We start from the raw sequence: 16946 nt of genomic DNA on the forward strand, positions 1-16946 counted from the left end.
TGTAGGACGACTTAGGCGGAGTGGGCGACGACACAGTGGCTGACATTCACCCGGTTGCGGCCGGTGTCCTTGGCGGCATAGAGCGCGCGATCCGCGGCGTTGAGCCACATTGCCGCATCGCTGAAGACGGGTTGGAAGTCTGCCAGACCAATGCTCAGGCTCACGCGCAACGCTGGGATCTGCGAATTGCGATAGTTACTAAAGGTTTCTCGCATGTGTTCCATGACCAGCGCGGCTTCTTCCAGTGGCATTTGCGGAAGAATCACGCAGAACTCATCGCCGCCGTAACGGCCGGCCAAGTCATTTTCCCTCAGGTGTTGACGCAACTCCTTACTCAGCTGGCGCAACACCTGATCACCGACAATATGGCCGTAGGTGTCGTTGATCTGTTTGAAATGGTCGATATCGATCAAGGCAATGGTGGCGTGGCCTTGTTGCTGCTGGCATTTGTGGAACTTGAGATTGAGCAGGTCTTTCCACGAGCCATGATTGAGCAGGCCGGTAAGGCTGTCGACGCGGCTGAGGGCGCTGAGGGCGCGTTTGTGTTCCGAGAGTTTGATTGCCAACTGATAGCAGACCATGCCGATCGCCATCGGGTACAGCGTCAGCATCGGCAGGCAGGTATACACCTGGGCAAGGCTGACGTTGGGATTGAACTTGATCCCCAGCAGCGCCCACGCCACGCCGATACCGCCCGCCTGTGCCACCAGCCCGCGCAGAAACAGGCGCTTGCCCCCGGCCGCGACGTTGTTCATGGTCATCATCGACAGGATGGTCACGGTCGTCAGCGGTGTGAATTGCGTGGCCGCCGCCCAGAAACCGCCGAGCAGCGAGTCATAGAGCAAGTTGCGTTGTTCGGCCTGGTAGGGAAATTGCGAGCGCGTGGAGAGCTGGTACGCCACATGGGCCCAGGCATAACCGTTGAATATCAGTAGCGCCCATACCCAGCCCGGCATGGCCAACGGGTAAAGGGCGCCGATGACGCTGATACAGCCGATTCCCAGGCCGATAATCCTTGGCTTGTAGATACGTCTGGCAAATGACAGCCCTTTGCCTCGTCTGTTTTCCATAGTGTTCCGGGTCAGCTCTTTTTTTTGCAGATACGACAGCGTGCGTCAGCGGCTTGAACCGTTGATCGGATATTAGGTGGGAATATTGTCAGTTATTCACGTGGGAATAATCAGTGTCCTTCCAAGCCATTTGCGCAGCACACCGGGTGAATGCGCTAAAAACGACCTGGAATGTCGCTCATGCAACAGGCTTTATTAGGAACGGGCAGGGCTGACTTCGTAGCCGGCCAGGAACAGGTCGATGGCCGATTCGATCACGCTGGCCTGTGTGGCAGCGTCGAGGGTAGGTTGGCCCAGCGTAATTTGCGGCCAAAAGGCGAACGCCTTGAGCAGGCTCTGGATCTGATGGGCCGCAAAGGCCGGGTCGGTGCAGGCCAGGCGGCCATCTTCCTGGGCCGCGCGTACCCACTGGGTGAAGCCTTCCTCGCGTTTGCTCAAGCGGTTGACCATGTCTTGCGCGCGCTCGGGCGAATGAATGGTGGCGGCGATCGCGACACGGGCCAGGTCGAGGAAGTTGGCGTCCGACATCATCTGCATCTTCGCCTGCAGCAAACCGCGCAATTGCTCGCGCAGGGGTCGGTCACTGGCGTAGCTGGCGTCCAGTTGGGCAACGCTGCTGGCCCACAACTGGTGCAGAATTTCTGCAAACAACTCTTCCTTGCTGGGAAAGTGGTTGTACACCGTGCGCTTGGAGACTCCGGCGGTGGCCGCAATTTTGTCCATGCTGGTGACCTCGAACCCGTTAGCCCGAAACTCGGTGATGGCCGCTGCCACGATGGCTTCGCGTTTGCGGTCGGTGAGGCGTTGGGGAGCAGTCATGGAGGGCGTTCGGCTCTTGGATGAAATTACACTCGGTAGTTTACTTGCTCCGGGTTTTGTTGCAATCTAGAAACTACACTGTGCAGTGTAATTTATGAGCGGACCCCAGGAGTCACTCTGTAATGGCCACGATTTCAAGCCGTCTTGACCCTTCGCCTGAAGCACTCAAGCCTGCCGAGCAGGAGCAAGGGCATTTCACCAACGATGCCCCAGTGCAACATGGCGGCTTTGGCAAGACGTTGCGGATTTTCTGGAACATGCTTTTCAACAAGCCGCGCAGCACGCGCCCTGTGGGCAAGATCCCGGTGCAACCGCTGACACGCGAGCAACTGCTGGCCGCTCCCGATCACAGCGTGTTCCGTCTGGGGCATTCCACCGTGTTGCTGAAAATGCGCGGTAAGTTCTGGCTAACCGACCCGGTGTTTGCCGAGCGCGCCTCACCGTTCAGTTGGGCCGGGCCCAAGCGCTTCCATCAGCCACCCATTAGCCTTGAAGACTTGCCGCCGCTGGAAGCGGTGATTCTTTCGCACAATCACTATGACCACCTGGACCATAAGGCCGTGGTCCAGCTGGCCGACAAAACCCGCTACTTTCTCGCCCCGCTGGGTGTGGGCGACACCCTGGTGAAATGGGGTGTGGACGCCAGCAAAGTCAGGCAACTGGATTGGTGGCAAGGCACCGAGGTCGATGGCATTCGCTTTATCGCCACGCCGGCCCAGCACTTTTCCGGGCGCGGTCTGTTTGACGGCAACCAGACCCTGTGGTGTTCCTGGGTGATGATCGACGGTGCGCGGCGGGTCTTTTTCAGTGGCGACACGGGTTATTTCGACGGTTTCAAACGCATCGGCGAACAATACGGCCCGTTTGATCTGACGCTGATGGAAACAGGTGCTTACAACGTCGACTGGCCCCATGTGCACATGCAGCCGGAGCAAACCTTGCAGGCGCATATCGACCTTAAAGGCCGTTGGCTGCTGCCGATTCACAACGGCACGTTCGACCTGGCGTTCCATGCCTGGCACGAGCCGTTTGACCGCATCATGGCCCTGGCCTGGGAGCGAAACGTTTCGATTACCACGCCGGCGATGGGGCAAGCGTTCAATCTGAACCAGCCTGAGCGTGGGCATGCGTGGTGGTTGGACGTGGAAACTCAAGGTGCGAAAGAGCACGCGGCGGGCTGAAGTTTGGGGCCGTAGGAAAATGAGTTTTCAGGGTATTTCAGCCCTGCGACAACCATCAGGTCCGAGTGCGATGATCCCGCACGGTCATTGTCGGGGTGCGGGTTCTGATGGAAAAAAACTGTAGGGAGCATTGGCGATTGGGCTTGCCTTGTCGACTTGGGCCTTCCTTGCCGGAAGCGGGTGAAGCGGGCGGCTCAAACGCTGCGCCGGCCCAGGCCCAACCCGATAAAGCCAACCCGGGCGGTATCGTCTTCGGCGCTGATTATCCAAAGGGTGTCGCACTCATTCCCGGTTACAACGCCGTGGCTGCGCCGATAAAACCCGTGCGGGATCCTGCGCTGTCACTCGTCGCTTTGAGTGGTATCGAGCCCACTGGGCCTGTGATGGTTGAAGTGCCTCTGGTACGCAATAACAGCACTTTTACCGCTTCCAAGGTGCTCGCAGGGTGGCGCATCGGGTTCGCTGACCGGTATGTGCACGGGGCTCATTACGAACCCGTTGAACACAGTGCAGCCTTGCGCCGAGCGTTCGACATCCTGCAACTGGCCGGTGCGCAATTGGTACCGGTAGATGCACGACGTGAAGACCACAGCCTTCAATTCTCTTTGCAAACGCGTGAAATCGACGATCTGGTGACCCGGCATCGGCTTGATGCCTTGGTGTCTGATGATCAATCTGCGGCGTTTCATGGTGCGTGCATAAGCGGGTATCCCGCCGTTTGCGAGCCGTTGGCAGAGGGCGCGAAACTCTGGTTTTATGGCGCTCGGTGGTCTCGCGATGCTTTGCACGCGTTGCTCTACGCCTATCGGCAAAACAACGCCGGCGGCCCAGGCGGCCACTGACCTGGGCTTCAGTCTATTAGCTGACTACACGCCGTAACGTGGGGCCGGGCTGCTGTGTGACAGGTTTGGCCCCAAGGCCAGGCGCGCGGTTTCGTAAGCGTCCCAATCCAGGCTGTCGGGCAGTGACGGGATGGTGACTTTTTCACCTTGTGCGAGCCCTGCCAGCGCGGCATCCACCAGGTTTTGCGTGGTCATGACCATTGTCTCGGGCAGGTTGCTCACCGGCAGGCCGGCAACGTCCCAGAACTCGGTGGCGATGGCACCGGGCAACACCACTTGAACCCGTACTCCCTTGTCGCTCAGCTCATGCTCGAGTGATTCGGTAAAGGCCTGCACAAACGCCTTGGTGCCTCCGTAAACGCCATTCAGCAGCTTGGGTGCGACCGCCACGATCGAACCGATGTTGATCAGGGTGCCGCGACCCTGGGCGACAAAGTTGGTTGCTGCGGCTTTGGCCAGGCGGGTGAGGGCCAGCACATTGAGCAGGATCATCGCCTCCATCTTGTCCGCATCGCTGTCCAGCAAGGACGCGGTGGCACCGATGCCGGCGTTGTTCACCAACAGGCTGATGCGGCTGTCGTCGTGCAGGATCTGTTCAACACGGGCCAGATCGGCCGGCAGGTTCAGGTCGGCCACCACCACGTGAATATCCCGTTGGGTGTTGGCGTTGAGCTGAGTCGCCAGTCGCTCCAGCCGGTGCTGGTTACGTGCCACCAATATCAGGTCGTAACCCTGGCGAGCCAGGCGATCGGCGTAGGTGGCGCCAATACCCGAAGAAGCGCCGGTGATCAGCGCATAACCTTTGGATTGAGTCATTGCAGTTGCTCCAGGAGGGCCGAGGAAGGAGGGCCTTGTTGCAACCAAGATTATGGGTGTAATGTCATGGCTGCAATGTCGTATATCCCTCCTTTAGAGACATGAGGTTTGACCATGGTGTCTGTCGGTATTTTGCTGTTTCCGGGTTTTCAGATGCTCAGCCTGAGCACCAGTACGGTGTTTGAATTCGCCAACCTGGAGGTGCAACGGCCGTTCTATCGGGTAGACCTGGTATCCGAGGAAGGCGGGCCGATCAAAAGCTCCATGGGTTTTGCCATTGATACCGTGCCTTTTGGTCCATACGACACGGTGTTGGTGGTGGGCGATAACGAAGTGCTCGACGCCACGCCTGGCCTGCTCAGCTACTTGCAGCAGGCAGTGGTGACGTCGCGTCGTGTGACGTCTGCCTGCACCGGCTCTTTCCACCTGGCGGCCGCCGGACTGCTGGAAGACCGCAAGGCAACCACTCACTGGTACCACGCCCGTGCCTTTCGTCAGGCTTATCCCACTGTGAGGCTTGAACAAGACCGCATCTTCACTGTCGACGGCCCACTCTGGACTTCTGCCGGCATGACTGCCTGCCTTGACCTGGCCCTGGCCCTTGTCGAAAACGACCTGGGTGTAGAGGTGGCCCGCGAGGTCGCGCGCAAGTTGGTGATCTACCATCGCCGCGCGGGCGGCCAGTCGCAATTTTCCGCGCTGCTGGACATCGACCCCAAGTCCGACCGCGTGCAAACCGCCCTGGTCTACGCCCGCCAGCATTTACAGGAAGAGCTCTCGGTTGAACGGCTGGCCGACGTCGCGCACCTTAGTCCGCGCCAGTTCAGCCGTCTGTTTCGCAGCGAAACCGGCCACACCCCGGCCAAGGCGATCGAACGCCTGCGCATTGAAGCGGCGCGCCTGATGCTTGAATCCGGCGACCACCCTATCGACATCATTGCCCGCGACACCGGCTTCGGTGACCCGGAGCGCATGCGTCGCGCCTTCCTGCGTGCCTTCGGCCAGCCGCCACAAATGATGCGCCGTGCGCTGCAATTGCAGGCCTGATGCCCCAGCGGCTTACACTCAAGTTAAGGGGGAAAGTTATGCGCCATAAAATTCACATCCTCGGCGCTGCGGGCGCAGGCACCACGACACTGGGCAAAGCCTTGGCCGAACGCTTGAATGTGGTTTATTTCGACTCCGACGACTTCTTCTGGCAGCAAACTCCGGAACCGTTCACCGTTGCTCGGTTACGGGATGAACGCACGCGTCTGTTACAGGAACAGAGTGCCGGCCTCGAAGGCTGGGTGCTGTCCGGCTCGGTGTGCGGATGGGGCGATGCCATGATCCCGCAGTTCACCCAAGTGGTGTTTCTGCGCGTAGACCCGCCAGTTCGCCTGCACCGGCTGCAACTGCGCGAAGAGCAGCGCTATGGTGACCGGATTCTGGAGGGCGGCAGCCGCCATGAAAACAGCGTCGCGTTTCTCGCCTGGGCTGCTCGTTACGATGATGGTAACCACAGCCTACGCAGCCTGCGTCGGCATGAAAGCTGGCTGAAACCACTGAGCTGCCCGGTGATCCGGCTGGACGCTACGCACCATTCGGTTGAGGCGTTGGTGAATCAATTGATGCCGCTGTTGAGCCCATCAGCCGCGAAATGATGCCTTGTGCAGCGGGCTCGGCCGGGGCCTTGTCGAACTTGCGCGCACTCATGCCCCAACCCGGCGCAAACCCCGGGAAAAACACCAGCCCCTCAGCTTCCAGCCGAAAGGCCAATACCAGGCGAGTTTCATCGTCTACATCGCCCTGGTTTTCAAAGCGTTGCACCGTTTCGACCGCCAGCCCGGCTTGGCGGGCGAGTTCTTCCCGGCTCCAGCCAAGCATCGCGCGGGCCTGCACACTGTGCTTGGCGGTGAATTGGTGCAGGACGATCTGCTGTTCTACAAAAGAGCTCATTGCCAGAGAGGACATGGGGGGTTCTCCAGGTTCGACGGGGGAAGGCAAACTATACTGTGTTTTTGTACAGTTGTTTTGACCGCTCATCAACTGGATTTTTTTAAGGCGTTTGGGCCGCGCGTTATTCCACGCCCGGCGCTTCTCGAATGATCAGGTGATCCAGGTTCTCGATATTCGCGCTGAAGACCCCGAATGTCTGCTCGGGGTTTTTCTTGCTCGGCACCTGTTTCAATTGAGGCGTGACCCCATAAAAGAAGCAATATAGCGCCTTTTTACTGTCTGCTGCCGCCTTGATCTGTTCCAGGAACGCCGTGCGCTTGCGGTAGTTTTCGATGAGTTTTTTGCTCAGGTAGACGTTGACCGAGTAGGGCTTCTTGTCGAGCCACACCTTCTTTTCGAAATCGATGCGAAAGCTGGCGGTGTAATCCTTGATCTCCTTGATTTTCCCCCAGTAGATCAGGCCGTTGTTGTCCTGCAGGTACTCGATCTTCTTGAAAAACGGCCAATAGGTTGCCGTGTGATCGCCGATCTTCAGCGGCATGCTCTTGAGCTTGTCTTTATCGTCGATATTCGACACATAGCATTCCACCGGGTGGGCGAACACGCTGGTTTTGTCTGGGGTAGAGTCGCTGGCGCTGGGGGACGAACCGGTACGAGTAGACGCAACCTTCGTGGGATCGCGTGGGACGCCGGCTTCAGTGCCGGTCACGGCCGGCTTGCGCTCGTACTGGCGCCGCCTCAGTACCCATTCCGATGGGAAACTGTCCTCGCGCTCATCATCAGTTTCGCCGGTCGCAGTCTTGTGCGTGCTGGCGTAGCGGCAGCCGTCAATGTGCTGGGTACTGGCCTTGTTCTTAAAATGCGGCGTGCGCTGATAGTTGACGTTTTTTGCGTTGAAGGTGCTGAGCGCATTGCCCGCATCGAACGCTGCGCGGCACTCATCGTTGGGGCACAGGAAGCTGTCCTTGTCGGAGTCGAAAGGGCTGGTTTCGTCGAAATTCAGGTCTCGTACGTCGTAGATCGACAGCTTGTCATCGAGACTCAGGCTGTAGGCCGTGTCGAATTTCATGGGGCTCGGGTCCGTGAGATGAATGACTGGATATTACGCAAAACTTCGCCGTTACGGAGATCAAAAAATCTGGGAGGGGGATTGAGTGGGAGCGGGCTTGCTCGCTAAGGCGGTGTGGCAGTTCCGAGTGCATTGATTGATCCACCGCGTTCGCGAGCAAGCCCGCTCCCACATTAGATAGGCGGTGTTCCGGCCACCCGCCGTCCACTCAGGAAACACAAGGTGCCACCCACGGCGGTCAACGCGCCGAGTGCGTAGAACATGCTGACCGGCGCCGCATTGATCAGCAGGTACCCGCAAATGACCGGGCTCATCGCCCCGCCAAACGCCGCCAGGTTTTGCGCGCCGTAATAACTGCCGCGCAGTGCATCCGGGGCGATGGTGTCGATGAACAGGAATTCCGAGGGGTAAATGATCATCTCGCCCAAGGTGAACACGAACATCGCCAGGCACCAGGTCACCAGACTGTCCGCCAGACTGAAACCGATCAGCCCGACAATGAACAGCAACGTGCCCAGCACAATCCAGTAGCGCAATTGCTCGCGTTTCAGAAATCGCCCGATCTGGTACTGCATCAAAATCACGGTGATAGCGTTGCAGGCCAGCACCGCCGACAGAATCTTCAGCGCCTCGGCGGGTTTGTAGGCCACCAGCAGAAACTGTGACAGATAAAGCGTATAGCGCCCGTGGACAATGGTGCTCAACAGGCTGCCGCTGGTGAACAGGATCAGTGTGCGGTCGCTGCGCAGTGTGCGCAGGGTCGTGAGAAAACTCAGGGGTTTATTGCTGTTGTCGCGTTGGGTCGGCGCAATACCGATCATCAGGAACACACTGCCCAAGGCGATGGCGCTGGCGATCAGGAACGGCGCCCAGGGGATCTGCCCGGCAATCACCACACCCACCATCGGGCCGGTGGCATAGCCGACGTTGGTCAGGGTGTAGCGCAGGGAAAATACTTTGGCGCGGTCGCCCACCGGCAGGTTTTCGCTGATGATGGCCTTGGAGCCGATCAGGAACAGTGCCGACGCGGCTTCGGTAATCACCAAGGTCAGGGTGGTGAGGTAGAGGTTGCTGGCAAAGGTCAGCAACAGAAATCCGATGGCGCTTGAAAGCATGGCCAGGATCAGCAGCTTGCGCTTTTCCAGGCGGTCGATGACGTAGCCGCCATAGAGGCCGAGCAGCGTTGCGATGAACACGGCGATGCCCATCAGCAAGCCGATGTCCTGCTGGTTGAGGCCCAGGCGCGTGCTCAGCCAAAGGGCCAGCAGCGGACTGGTCATCGCGCGGCTGACGACGATGGTCACCGAGCAGATCATCAGGCGGCGGATTACCAGGGAGTAGGTGGCCACGGTGGGGCGGATGTCCTTATTATTTTTCCAATACAACACAATTCAAATGTGGGGGCGGGCTTGCTCGCGAATGCGGTGGATCGGTCGGTAAATTTGTCACTGACACATCGCATTCGCGAGCCAGCCCGCTCCCACATTCAGATCAAGTTACTGCCCGGCATTGATGCTGATTTTTTCCACCGCACCCTGTTCCAGATCCCACTTCTTCAGGATCTTGCCGTACGTCCCATCATCAATCATGCCCTGCAGCGCCTCACTGATCGCCGTGACCAATTCGGTGTTGCTTTTCTCGATCCCAAGCCCCGTGAACTGCTTGGAAATGGCCAGGCCCACCGGCTTGTACTTGCCCTTGTCCAACGACATCAAATAAGGAATCGTCTCGCTGCCCTGCATCGCCGCGTCCAAACGGTTTTGCTGCAATTGCGCGCGCGCATCCGCAGAGCCTTCAGTGCCGATCACCACGATTGCCGGCTTACCCGCCGCTTCGCAGTTTTCCTTGCTCCACGCGGCAATTTCCGACGGCCAGGTGGTACGGCGGCTGGTGCCGACTTTTTTACCGCACAGGTCAGTCAATTCCTTGAGGTCTTCACGCTTGGCCAGGGTGTACAGCTGCGGACCGCTGGTGAAGTAGTCGATGAAGGTCACGGCCTTCTGGCGCTCGGCGGTGTCACTCATGCCTGACAGCACGATGTCGACGCGCTTGGTGGTCAGGCCGCTGAGCATCTGCTCGAAGCCGGTTTCCTGCCACTTGATCTTCACGCCCAGGCGCTCGGCCAGGGCGTTGCCCAGGTCGAAGTCCAGCCCGGTGAGCTTGTTGGTCGCGGTGTCCTTGAAATCCATTGGCGGGTAGTTCGGCACGATGGCCGCGCTGATCTCACCCTTGTCCTTGATTGCCGCCGGCAATGCCGCGAATACACACGAGGAGGCCATCAGGCCTGCGAGCAACGTTGGGATAAACAATTTTTTCATGGGGGCGTTCTCGTTAGTTTTTTAGTTAAGTGCGAACGGCAGAAATAAAGCTTTGGGTACGTGGGTTTTGTGGGCTTATTAGAATTTCTTCAGGGCTGCCGGCTTCCACAATCTGGCCGGCGTCCATAAACACCATGCGGTTGGACACTTCGCGGGCGAAGCCCAACTCATGGGTGACCACAATCATGGTCATGCCGGTGGTGGCCAAATCGCGCATCACCGACAGCACTTCGCCTACAAGCTCCGGGTCGAGGGCTGACGTGGGTTCGTCGAACAACATCAGCTTGGGACGCATCGCCAGCGCGCGGGCAATCGCCACACGCTGTTGCTGGCCGCCGGACAATTCCACCGGGTAGGCATTGCGCTTGTCTGCCAGACCGACGCGGGCCAGCAGTTCCAGCGCATCTTCGATGGCTTCCTTGGGCGAGCGCTTGAGCACCTGCACCGGGCCTTCGATGATGTTTTGCAGCACAGTCATGTGCGGGAACAAATTGAAGCGCTGAAACACCATGCCGGTCGCCAGGCGCTGGCGGGCAATCTGCGATTCATTCATTTCATGCAGCTTGTTGCCGACGACGCGGTAACCCACCAGTTCGCCGTCGACCCACAGGCCGCCCTTGTCGATTTTTTCCAACTGGTTGACGCAGCGCAGCAGCGTGCTTTTACCCGAGCCGGACGGGCCAATAATGCACATGACTTCGCCTTGCTCGACCTCAATATTGATGTCGCGCAGCGCGTGATACTCGTCGTAATACTTGTTCAAGTTGACGGCCTTGACGATGCTTCTCATGGGGCAAATCTCCTCAACCCAGACTTACGAGCGCTTGCCGGCGCCGCGGGCAAAACGACGCTCAAGGCGGCTTTGACCAAATGAAAGAACAGTCACCACCGCCAGGTACCAGATGCCGGCCACAATCAGCAGCTCCATGACGCGGGCGTTGGCGTAGTAGATGTTTTGCGCGTTGTGCAGCAGCTCCGAGTACTGGATCACACTGGCCAGGCTGGTCATTTTCACCATGCTGATGAACTCGTTGCCTACCGGCGGAATGATCACCCGCATCGCCTGCGGCAGAATCACCCTACGCAGCGCTTGCAGGCTCGGCATGCCGATGGACTTGGCGGCCTCGTACTGGCCGGTGTCGACCGACAGCAAGCCGGCGCGCACCACTTCGGCGGTGTAGGCGCCCTGGTTGATGCTGAGGCCGAGCAGGGCGGCCACGAATGGCGTCATCAGGTCGACGGTGTCGATGCTGAACAGGCCGGGGATCGCGATCACCGGGAAAATCAGCGCCAGGTTGAACCACAGCAACAGCTGCAGAATCAGCGGCGTACCGCGGAACAGCCAGGTGTAAGTGATGGCCACATAGCGCAGGATCGGGTTGGCCGACATGCGCATGATCGCCGTGATCACCCCGATGACCACGCCCAGTGCCATTGCCAGAATCGACATGACGATGGTGTTGACCAGGCCCCACAGAATGGCCTCAGACGTGAGGAACTGCCCGATGTAGGACCATTCGATCTGGCCATTGGCAAAGGCGCGCAACAACGCGGCCAGTGCGATCACGATCAACGTGGCAAAAAACATCCGCCCGTAATAACGACGCGGCACATGCTCGTACTGCGTGATATCGAACTGGTTCTCGGACAACTTGCGCTCAGCTTCCAAGCGCTCCGCCGGGGTTTGGTTCATGGTGTTACTCCACTGCTGTACTCGATCCAACTGTTAAAACACAGCCTAAATGTGGGAGCTGGCTTGCCTGCGAAAGCGCCAGCAAACTCACCACAAAGGCCCAGGTTTAAATCCGAAACCCCTGATAACTCTCAGCCCATTTTTGCTGAGCCGCCAACGCCACCTTCAACCGCCCAATCTGCTCCCGAACCCGCTCCGGCGCCGTCCCACCCCAACCACTGCGCGCCGCAATGGCCGCTTCCAGGGTCAAGCAGTCCCGCACCTCAGGCAGCAACCGCGCGTCCACCTCCGCCAACATCGCCGGCGAGGCTTCCCACAACTCAATCTCGTGTTTCTCGCAGGCCTGCACCAACGCGCCGGTAATCTCATGCGCCTCTTTAAACGGCACGCCTCGCGTGGCCAACCAATCCGCCACCTCAGTCGCCAAGGTGAAGCCCATCGGCGCTTGCAGGCGCAGCTCTTCCACTTGCACCTTCATGGTCGCGACCATCCCGGCCATCGCCGGCAGCACCAGCAGCAAGGTGTCCACACTGTCCAACACGCTGTGCTTGTCTTCACTCAAGTCGCGGTTGTACGACAGTGGCAATGACTTGAGCGTCGACATCAGCCCGGTCAGGTTGCCAATCAAACGCCCAGCTTTGCCGCGTGCCAGCTCGGCAATGTCCGGATTCTTTTTCTGCGGCATGATCGAGCTGCCGGTGGCGTAGGCATCGTCCAGCACCACCCAGCGAAATTGGCGCGACGACCACAGGCAAAACTCCTCCGACAGCCGCGAAATATTCACCCCCAGCATGCCCGCCACAAACAGGAACTCCGCCACATGGTCACGGCTGGCGACGGCGTCGATCGAGTTTTCGCACGGCCCGGTGTAGCCCATTTCCTTGGCCGAATGCTCTGGCTGACGCGCAATCGCCGAGCCTGCCATCGCGGCAGCACCCAACGGTGACAACGCCGTGCGCGCATCCCAATCCACCAAGCGCTGCACATCGCGCAGCATCGACTGCGCATGAGCGAGCAAGTGATGGGCAAACACAATCGGTTGCGCCTGCTGCAAGTGGGTGAAACCCGGGCAGATGCTCTCGATATGCTGCTCGGCCTGGTCCACCAGCGCCTGCTGCAAACCCAACACCTCGGTGGTGATGGTGCGCGCATGGTCGCGTAGGAAAAGGCGCAGGTCATTGGCTGTCTGATCGTTACGCGAACGCCCGGCGCGCAACTTGCCACCCAAGGCGCCCAGGCGCTCGGTCAATACGCGTTCGATAAAGGTGTGCACGTCCTCGTCATCCAGGGTTGGATGCAGGCGGCCGGCGGCGAAGTCCTCACCGATTCGGTCCAGGGCCTCGAGGGTGCGCAAAGTCTCCGACTCATCCAGCAAACCGGCGCGCTGCAACTCCCGGGCATGAGCGCGGGAGCCGGCCAGGTCGTAGGGCGTCAGGCGGAAATAGCGCTCGGGGCAACGCGACAATGCGGCCAAAGCAGCAGACGGGCCGGTCTTGAAACGAGCACCCCAAAGGCGGTCGGTGGGCTGGGACATCGGTATTCCTCACGCTTGTTTTTAGAAGAGTCGGAGGCAGTAAAAAACTAAAAAGACCTGATCGTAGTGTCAGGTTTTTGCGGGTGTTAAATCAGCCTCTGTGTGCTGTTCAACCCGCTATATTCAAGGTTGCCAAGGGCGGATGTTTACGGCCATTATCGCCGCCTGGCTATGTTCAAGGATTGGGTTGAAGCCTGTTGAATATGGCACTTGAGGTCAACGCGTATTATGGAAACCCCACTTTCCACTTCTGGAAACATGCCACCAAAACCCGGCACCCGGCCGCCCCTGCAACTGAGCGGGCTGGATTTCAAATTGCTGCGCGTGTTCATGGCCGTGGTCGAAGCCGGCGGCTTCAGCGCCGCGCAAAACGAGCTGAACGTGGGCCTGGCGGCCATCAGCAAACAGATCTCCGACCTCGAAATCCGCATCGGCATGCGCCTGTGTACGCGGGGCAGGGAAGGCTTCGGCCTGACCGAAGAAGGCAAGTTGGTGTATCAGGCGTCCATCGAATTATTTACCTCGGTGGACAGTTTTCGCGACAAGCTTAGTTCGGCGCAAAACGAGCTTATTGGTGACCTAAGTGTGGGCGTTATTGATAACACCGTCTCCGACGTTAATTCGCCGCTGATTACCGCCTTAAGTAAATTACACAGCGAATCGCCAAAAATTAGATTGCGTCTACATGCCTCGCAATTGGATGAAGTTGAGCGCGGCGTGGTGGAAGGGCGGCTGATCGTCGGCATCGTCCCGGTGTATCAACGCCGCGAAGAATTCGACTACTTCCCGCTGTACGAAGAAAAAGCCCACGCCTACTGCGCCGTAGGACACCCACTGTTCAACGCGAGCGACCTCACGCCAGAAGTGCTGCGCCAATACGAAGTGGTCAACCACCGGTATGCGATCCATCGCGACAAAGCCGACTTTGTCACCTACGACAGCCAGTCCGCCTCGGCCTCACAGGTTGAAGCCGTCGCCATCCTGATCCTCACCGGCCGCTTCCTAGGCTTCCTGCCGGAACATTACGCCGCGCCCCTGGTAAGGGAAGGGCGCCTACGCGCACTGTGCCCGGAGCAAGTCCACCTGAGCACCGCCTTCAACCTGATCCTGCGCCACAACGCCCCGCGCAGCCCGATGGTAAAAGCCTTCGCAACAGCCCTGGGCGTCAACCTCAAGGCCGCAACATAAACCGCGCCTAACACCGATCAACAAGCAACAAAGCGCAAATGTGGGAGCTGTCGAGCCCCCGCGAGGCTGCGAAGGGATCACCTCGGTCCGCTGCCGAACCCGCTATGTGTATCGACCCCCAGCCCCCCATGCTAGTGCGCTGTCCGGCCTGAAACCGATCAAAATGTGGGAGCTCTCGAGCCCCAGCGAGGCAGCGATGGGATCACCTCGGTCCGCTGCCGAACCCGCTATGTGTATCGACCCTCCAGCAACCCATGCTAGTGCGCCGTCCGGCCTGAAACCGATCAAAATGTGGGAGCTCTCGAGCCCCAGCGAGGCAGCGAAGGGATCACCTCGGTCCGCTGCCGAACCCGCTATGTGTATCGACCCCCAGCACCCCAAGCTAGTGCGGTGTCCGGCCTGAAACCGATCAAATGTGGGAGCTCTCGAGCCCCAGCGAGGCAGCTAAGGGATCACCTCAGTCCACCCGCCGACCCCATCCACGCATCAGCGCTGCAACTTGCCTCGCTTCTTCTTCGAATGAAAATGCCGAAAATGCGCATCCTGCGCCGCCGCCAACAACTCCCGATCCCCGCGGGTATCGCCCCAGGCCCTGAGCCGATAATCGCCCAAATCCCCATACACCGCCTCAAGCCGCAGCACCTTATTCTCACAGCGGCAATTATTCCCCGTGAGCTTGCCCGTCAACACCCCGTCGACCACTTCAAGCTCAGTACCAATCAACTTGATCCCCAGCCGATTCGCAAACGGCTGCAACACCAAAGCCGGCGACGCCGAACACAACGTCACCTCCGCCCCGGACTTCACCTCATCCGCCACTGATTGCAACCCAGTCGGGCGCATCAGCTTGCTCCACGTACGCTGGCAATACGCCTCAGCCTGCTGCTGAACCCACGCCTTCTCCACCCCCGTCATAAAGGTGCGAATCAACTGCGCCTTCAACTCATCCCGGCTGATCTGCCGCAGCAAAAAGCGCAGCCCCGGCACCGCCAGCTTGACCATCCGGCCATAGAACTCACCGGTGCCAAAGGCAAACTTGAGGAAGGGCACGAAACTGTCGTGATGGGTCAGGGTGCCGTCGAAGTCAAAGACGGAAAGTACTTTGGCGTCTGCAGGGCCGGCTTCGAGCATGTCTGGGTTCACGGGTTGGCCTCGGTCCTATCTAGTGTTTATTAAGCGTGCATCAGGTGTGACAGCAGGAGTTTACTCCCGTGCCAATCTTCCGATCTTGGCGTAAAGCGACTCGGTGAAAGCATCCCAGTCACTCGACCGGTGGCAACGCTGATGGCAATTGGGGCACAAGGCTACAGCATTGGTGATGCGATCCGAACCCTTCCGGGCGAGGTGCTTGACGTGATGTACTTCGAGAAATGGCTGGCCGTTGTCGAGATTAAACGGCGCAAGCACCCCGCACCCCTCACAAACACCTGCCGCCTGCTGACGTACCCAGGCGCGTACTTCCGGGTCACGAACGTAGGATGTGCTGGTGGTGCTGACTGGTTGCGGCGCGGTGATGCCTTCGGGTTTGGTCTTGATAGGTTCGCTTTGAAGCCTTGTCGCGCGTAACTCCAGTAACGCTTCGTCGGACGTGGGGGCGTTGTCTTGATATTCAATGATGCCGCGTTGCTCAAGTATGCGACGTATACGAGAGATGATTCCAGAACCGACGTTATTCGCCGCGGTGTAACCAGCAATTGGCCTGTGATTCAGCGCCTCAAAAACAGCAGAAATGTTGCGCATACGGTAGTCAACCGATGCCAAGGATCGCGCGCTTAGAGCCCCTTCACGAAGAAGCTCGTGTTCGGCTGTCTTGTTAAACGACTGTTTTGCCTTTTCCAATTTCAACATTTTCAAATAGCCGTCGACGGAAGCTTCAAGCTCTTCATCGCTCCATCCGATATTGCTTTTTTTCGTATCCATACAGCCGCCAAGGGTAGAAAACCCTCGGACGATACTGAGTAGCCATTATTGCGTCTACGAAATTTCCTACAGTCTGCTGGGATTTGACCGTCTCTGAATTTGGGAATATTCAGATCACTGAGCATAAAAAAGCCCTGAACATGTCAGGGCTTCTCGGTGGGGCCGACTCTAGGATTAATCCCAGCTCAACGCGCCGCCGGTCTGGTACTCGATCACGCGGGTTTCGAAGAAGTTCTTCTCTTTCTTCAAGTCCATGATCTCGCTCATCCACGGGAACGGGTTGGTGGTGCCCGGGTACTCTTCCTTCAAGCCAATCTGCGACAAACGACGGTTCGCGATGAACTTGAGGTAGTCCTCCATCATCGCCGCGTTCATGCCCAACACGCCGCGCGGCATGGTGTCACGAGCGTACTCGATCTCCAGCTGAGTCCCTTGCAGGATCATCTGGGTCGCTTCTTCCTTCATCTCGGCATCCCACAGGTGTGGGTTTTCGATTTTGATCTGGTTGATCACATCGATACCGAAGTTCAGGTGCATCGACTCGTCGCGCAGGATGTA

18 protein-coding genes are annotated in these 16946 nt (G+C 58.7%); 5 read left to right on the forward strand and 13 right to left on the reverse strand.

Annotation, left to right across the window (positions count from 1 at the left end):
• Positions 1 to 11: 11 nt before the first annotated feature.
• Together AACV02_RS20330 and AACV02_RS20335 are read right to left on the reverse strand one after the other, a co-directional pair.
• Entirely contained in the window at positions 12 to 1070 is a 1059-nt protein-coding gene (locus AACV02_RS20330; protein WP_119741562.1) for a diguanylate cyclase, read from the reverse strand.
• 195 nt (positions 1071 to 1265) lie between these two features.
• Complete coding sequence (locus AACV02_RS20335) at positions 1266 to 1889, reverse strand: TetR/AcrR family transcriptional regulator (RefSeq protein ID WP_106576094.1); 624 nt, start codon at positions 1887 to 1889, stop codon at positions 1266 to 1268.
• Between the two features lie 122 nt (positions 1890 to 2011).
• On the opposite strand from AACV02_RS20335, the gene AACV02_RS20340 reads away from it, so the two are divergent.
• On the forward strand, positions 2012 to 3070 hold the full coding sequence (locus AACV02_RS20340; RefSeq protein ID WP_119741564.1) for an MBL fold metallo-hydrolase: 1059 nt from the start codon (positions 2012 to 2014) through the stop codon (positions 3068 to 3070).
• A 107-nt stretch (positions 3071 to 3177) separates the two neighbouring features.
• Positions 3178 to 3912, forward strand: a complete 735-nt coding sequence (locus tag AACV02_RS20345; protein WP_177413705.1) for a hypothetical protein — start codon at positions 3178 to 3180, stop codon at positions 3910 to 3912.
• 24 nt (positions 3913 to 3936) lie between these two features.
• On the opposite strand, the gene AACV02_RS20350 is transcribed toward AACV02_RS20345, so the two are convergent.
• The gene (locus AACV02_RS20350; protein WP_119741567.1) at positions 3937 to 4728 is read right to left on the reverse strand and encodes an SDR family NAD(P)-dependent oxidoreductase; all 792 of its coding nucleotides are present in this window, start codon (positions 4726 to 4728) and stop codon (positions 3937 to 3939) included.
• Positions 4729 to 4842: 114 nt separating this feature from the next.
• Here AACV02_RS20350 and AACV02_RS20355 point away from each other — a divergent pair, with 114 nt between their 5' ends.
• Both AACV02_RS20355 and AACV02_RS20360 read left to right on the forward strand, forming a co-directional pair.
• Positions 4843 to 5775, forward strand: a complete 933-nt coding sequence (locus AACV02_RS20355) for a GlxA family transcriptional regulator (RefSeq protein WP_119741569.1) — start codon at positions 4843 to 4845, stop codon at positions 5773 to 5775.
• Between the two features lie 38 nt (positions 5776 to 5813).
• Complete coding sequence (locus AACV02_RS20360; protein WP_119741571.1) at positions 5814 to 6371, forward strand: AAA family ATPase; 558 nt, start codon at positions 5814 to 5816, stop codon at positions 6369 to 6371.
• Here the strand turns inward: AACV02_RS20360 and AACV02_RS20365 are convergent.
• The 7 genes from AACV02_RS20365 to argH all read right to left on the reverse strand — a co-directional run bounded on the left by AACV02_RS20365 (position 6301) and on the right by argH (position 13280).
• Positions 6301 to 6681, reverse strand: coding sequence for a helix-turn-helix domain-containing protein (locus AACV02_RS20365; protein WP_119741573.1), 381 nt, complete (start codon positions 6679 to 6681; stop codon positions 6301 to 6303). The two genes, AACV02_RS20360 and AACV02_RS20365, sit on opposite strands and share 71 nt — an antisense overlap.
• A gap of 106 nt (positions 6682 to 6787) precedes the next feature.
• Positions 6788 to 7735: a hypothetical protein gene (locus AACV02_RS20370; RefSeq protein ID WP_119741575.1), complete on the reverse strand. Its 948-nt coding sequence runs from the start codon at positions 7733 to 7735 to the stop codon at positions 6788 to 6790.
• Between the two features lie 173 nt (positions 7736 to 7908).
• Positions 7909 to 9084, reverse strand: a complete 1176-nt coding sequence (locus AACV02_RS20375; RefSeq protein WP_119741577.1) for an MFS transporter — start codon at positions 9082 to 9084, stop codon at positions 7909 to 7911.
• A gap of 147 nt (positions 9085 to 9231) precedes the next feature.
• Complete coding sequence (locus AACV02_RS20380; protein WP_106576101.1) at positions 9232 to 10053, reverse strand: ABC transporter substrate-binding protein; 822 nt, start codon at positions 10051 to 10053, stop codon at positions 9232 to 9234.
• Between the two features lie 25 nt (positions 10054 to 10078).
• Complete coding sequence (locus AACV02_RS20385) at positions 10079 to 10843, reverse strand: amino acid ABC transporter ATP-binding protein (protein WP_119741579.1); 765 nt, start codon at positions 10841 to 10843, stop codon at positions 10079 to 10081.
• Between the two features lie 24 nt (positions 10844 to 10867).
• The gene (locus AACV02_RS20390; protein ID WP_017134649.1) at positions 10868 to 11746 is read right to left on the reverse strand and encodes an amino acid ABC transporter permease; all 879 of its coding nucleotides are present in this window, start codon (positions 11744 to 11746) and stop codon (positions 10868 to 10870) included.
• Between the two features lie 106 nt (positions 11747 to 11852).
• Positions 11853 to 13280: an argininosuccinate lyase gene (gene argH / locus AACV02_RS20395; protein ID WP_119741581.1), complete on the reverse strand. Its 1428-nt coding sequence runs from the start codon at positions 13278 to 13280 to the stop codon at positions 11853 to 11855.
• Positions 13281 to 13508: 228 nt separating this feature from the next.
• Here argH and AACV02_RS20400 point away from each other — a divergent pair, with 228 nt between their 5' ends.
• Positions 13509 to 14468, forward strand: coding sequence for a LysR family transcriptional regulator (locus AACV02_RS20400; RefSeq protein ID WP_119741583.1), 960 nt, complete (start codon positions 13509 to 13511; stop codon positions 14466 to 14468).
• 486 nt (positions 14469 to 14954) lie between these two features.
• Here AACV02_RS20400 and AACV02_RS20405 read toward each other — a convergent pair whose 3' ends face one another.
• The 3 genes from AACV02_RS20405 to AACV02_RS20415 all read right to left on the reverse strand — a co-directional run.
• Positions 14955 to 15599, reverse strand: a complete 645-nt coding sequence (locus AACV02_RS20405; RefSeq protein ID WP_119741585.1) for an HAD-IB family hydrolase — start codon at positions 15597 to 15599, stop codon at positions 14955 to 14957.
• Between the two features lie 72 nt (positions 15600 to 15671).
• Positions 15672 to 16388 (reverse strand): HNH endonuclease, encoded by a 717-nt coding sequence (locus AACV02_RS20410; RefSeq protein ID WP_119741588.1) that lies wholly within the window; start codon positions 16386 to 16388, stop codon positions 15672 to 15674.
• 174 nt (positions 16389 to 16562) lie between these two features.
• The coding region (locus AACV02_RS20415) for a ribonucleotide-diphosphate reductase subunit beta (protein WP_177413714.1) at positions 16563 to 16946 on the reverse strand (384 nt) is incomplete at its 5' end.

The organism is Pseudomonas sp. Larv2_ips (assembly GCF_963879675.1).
In the GTDB taxonomy this organism is placed as follows: Bacteria; Pseudomonadota; Gammaproteobacteria; order Pseudomonadales; family Pseudomonadaceae; genus Aquipseudomonas.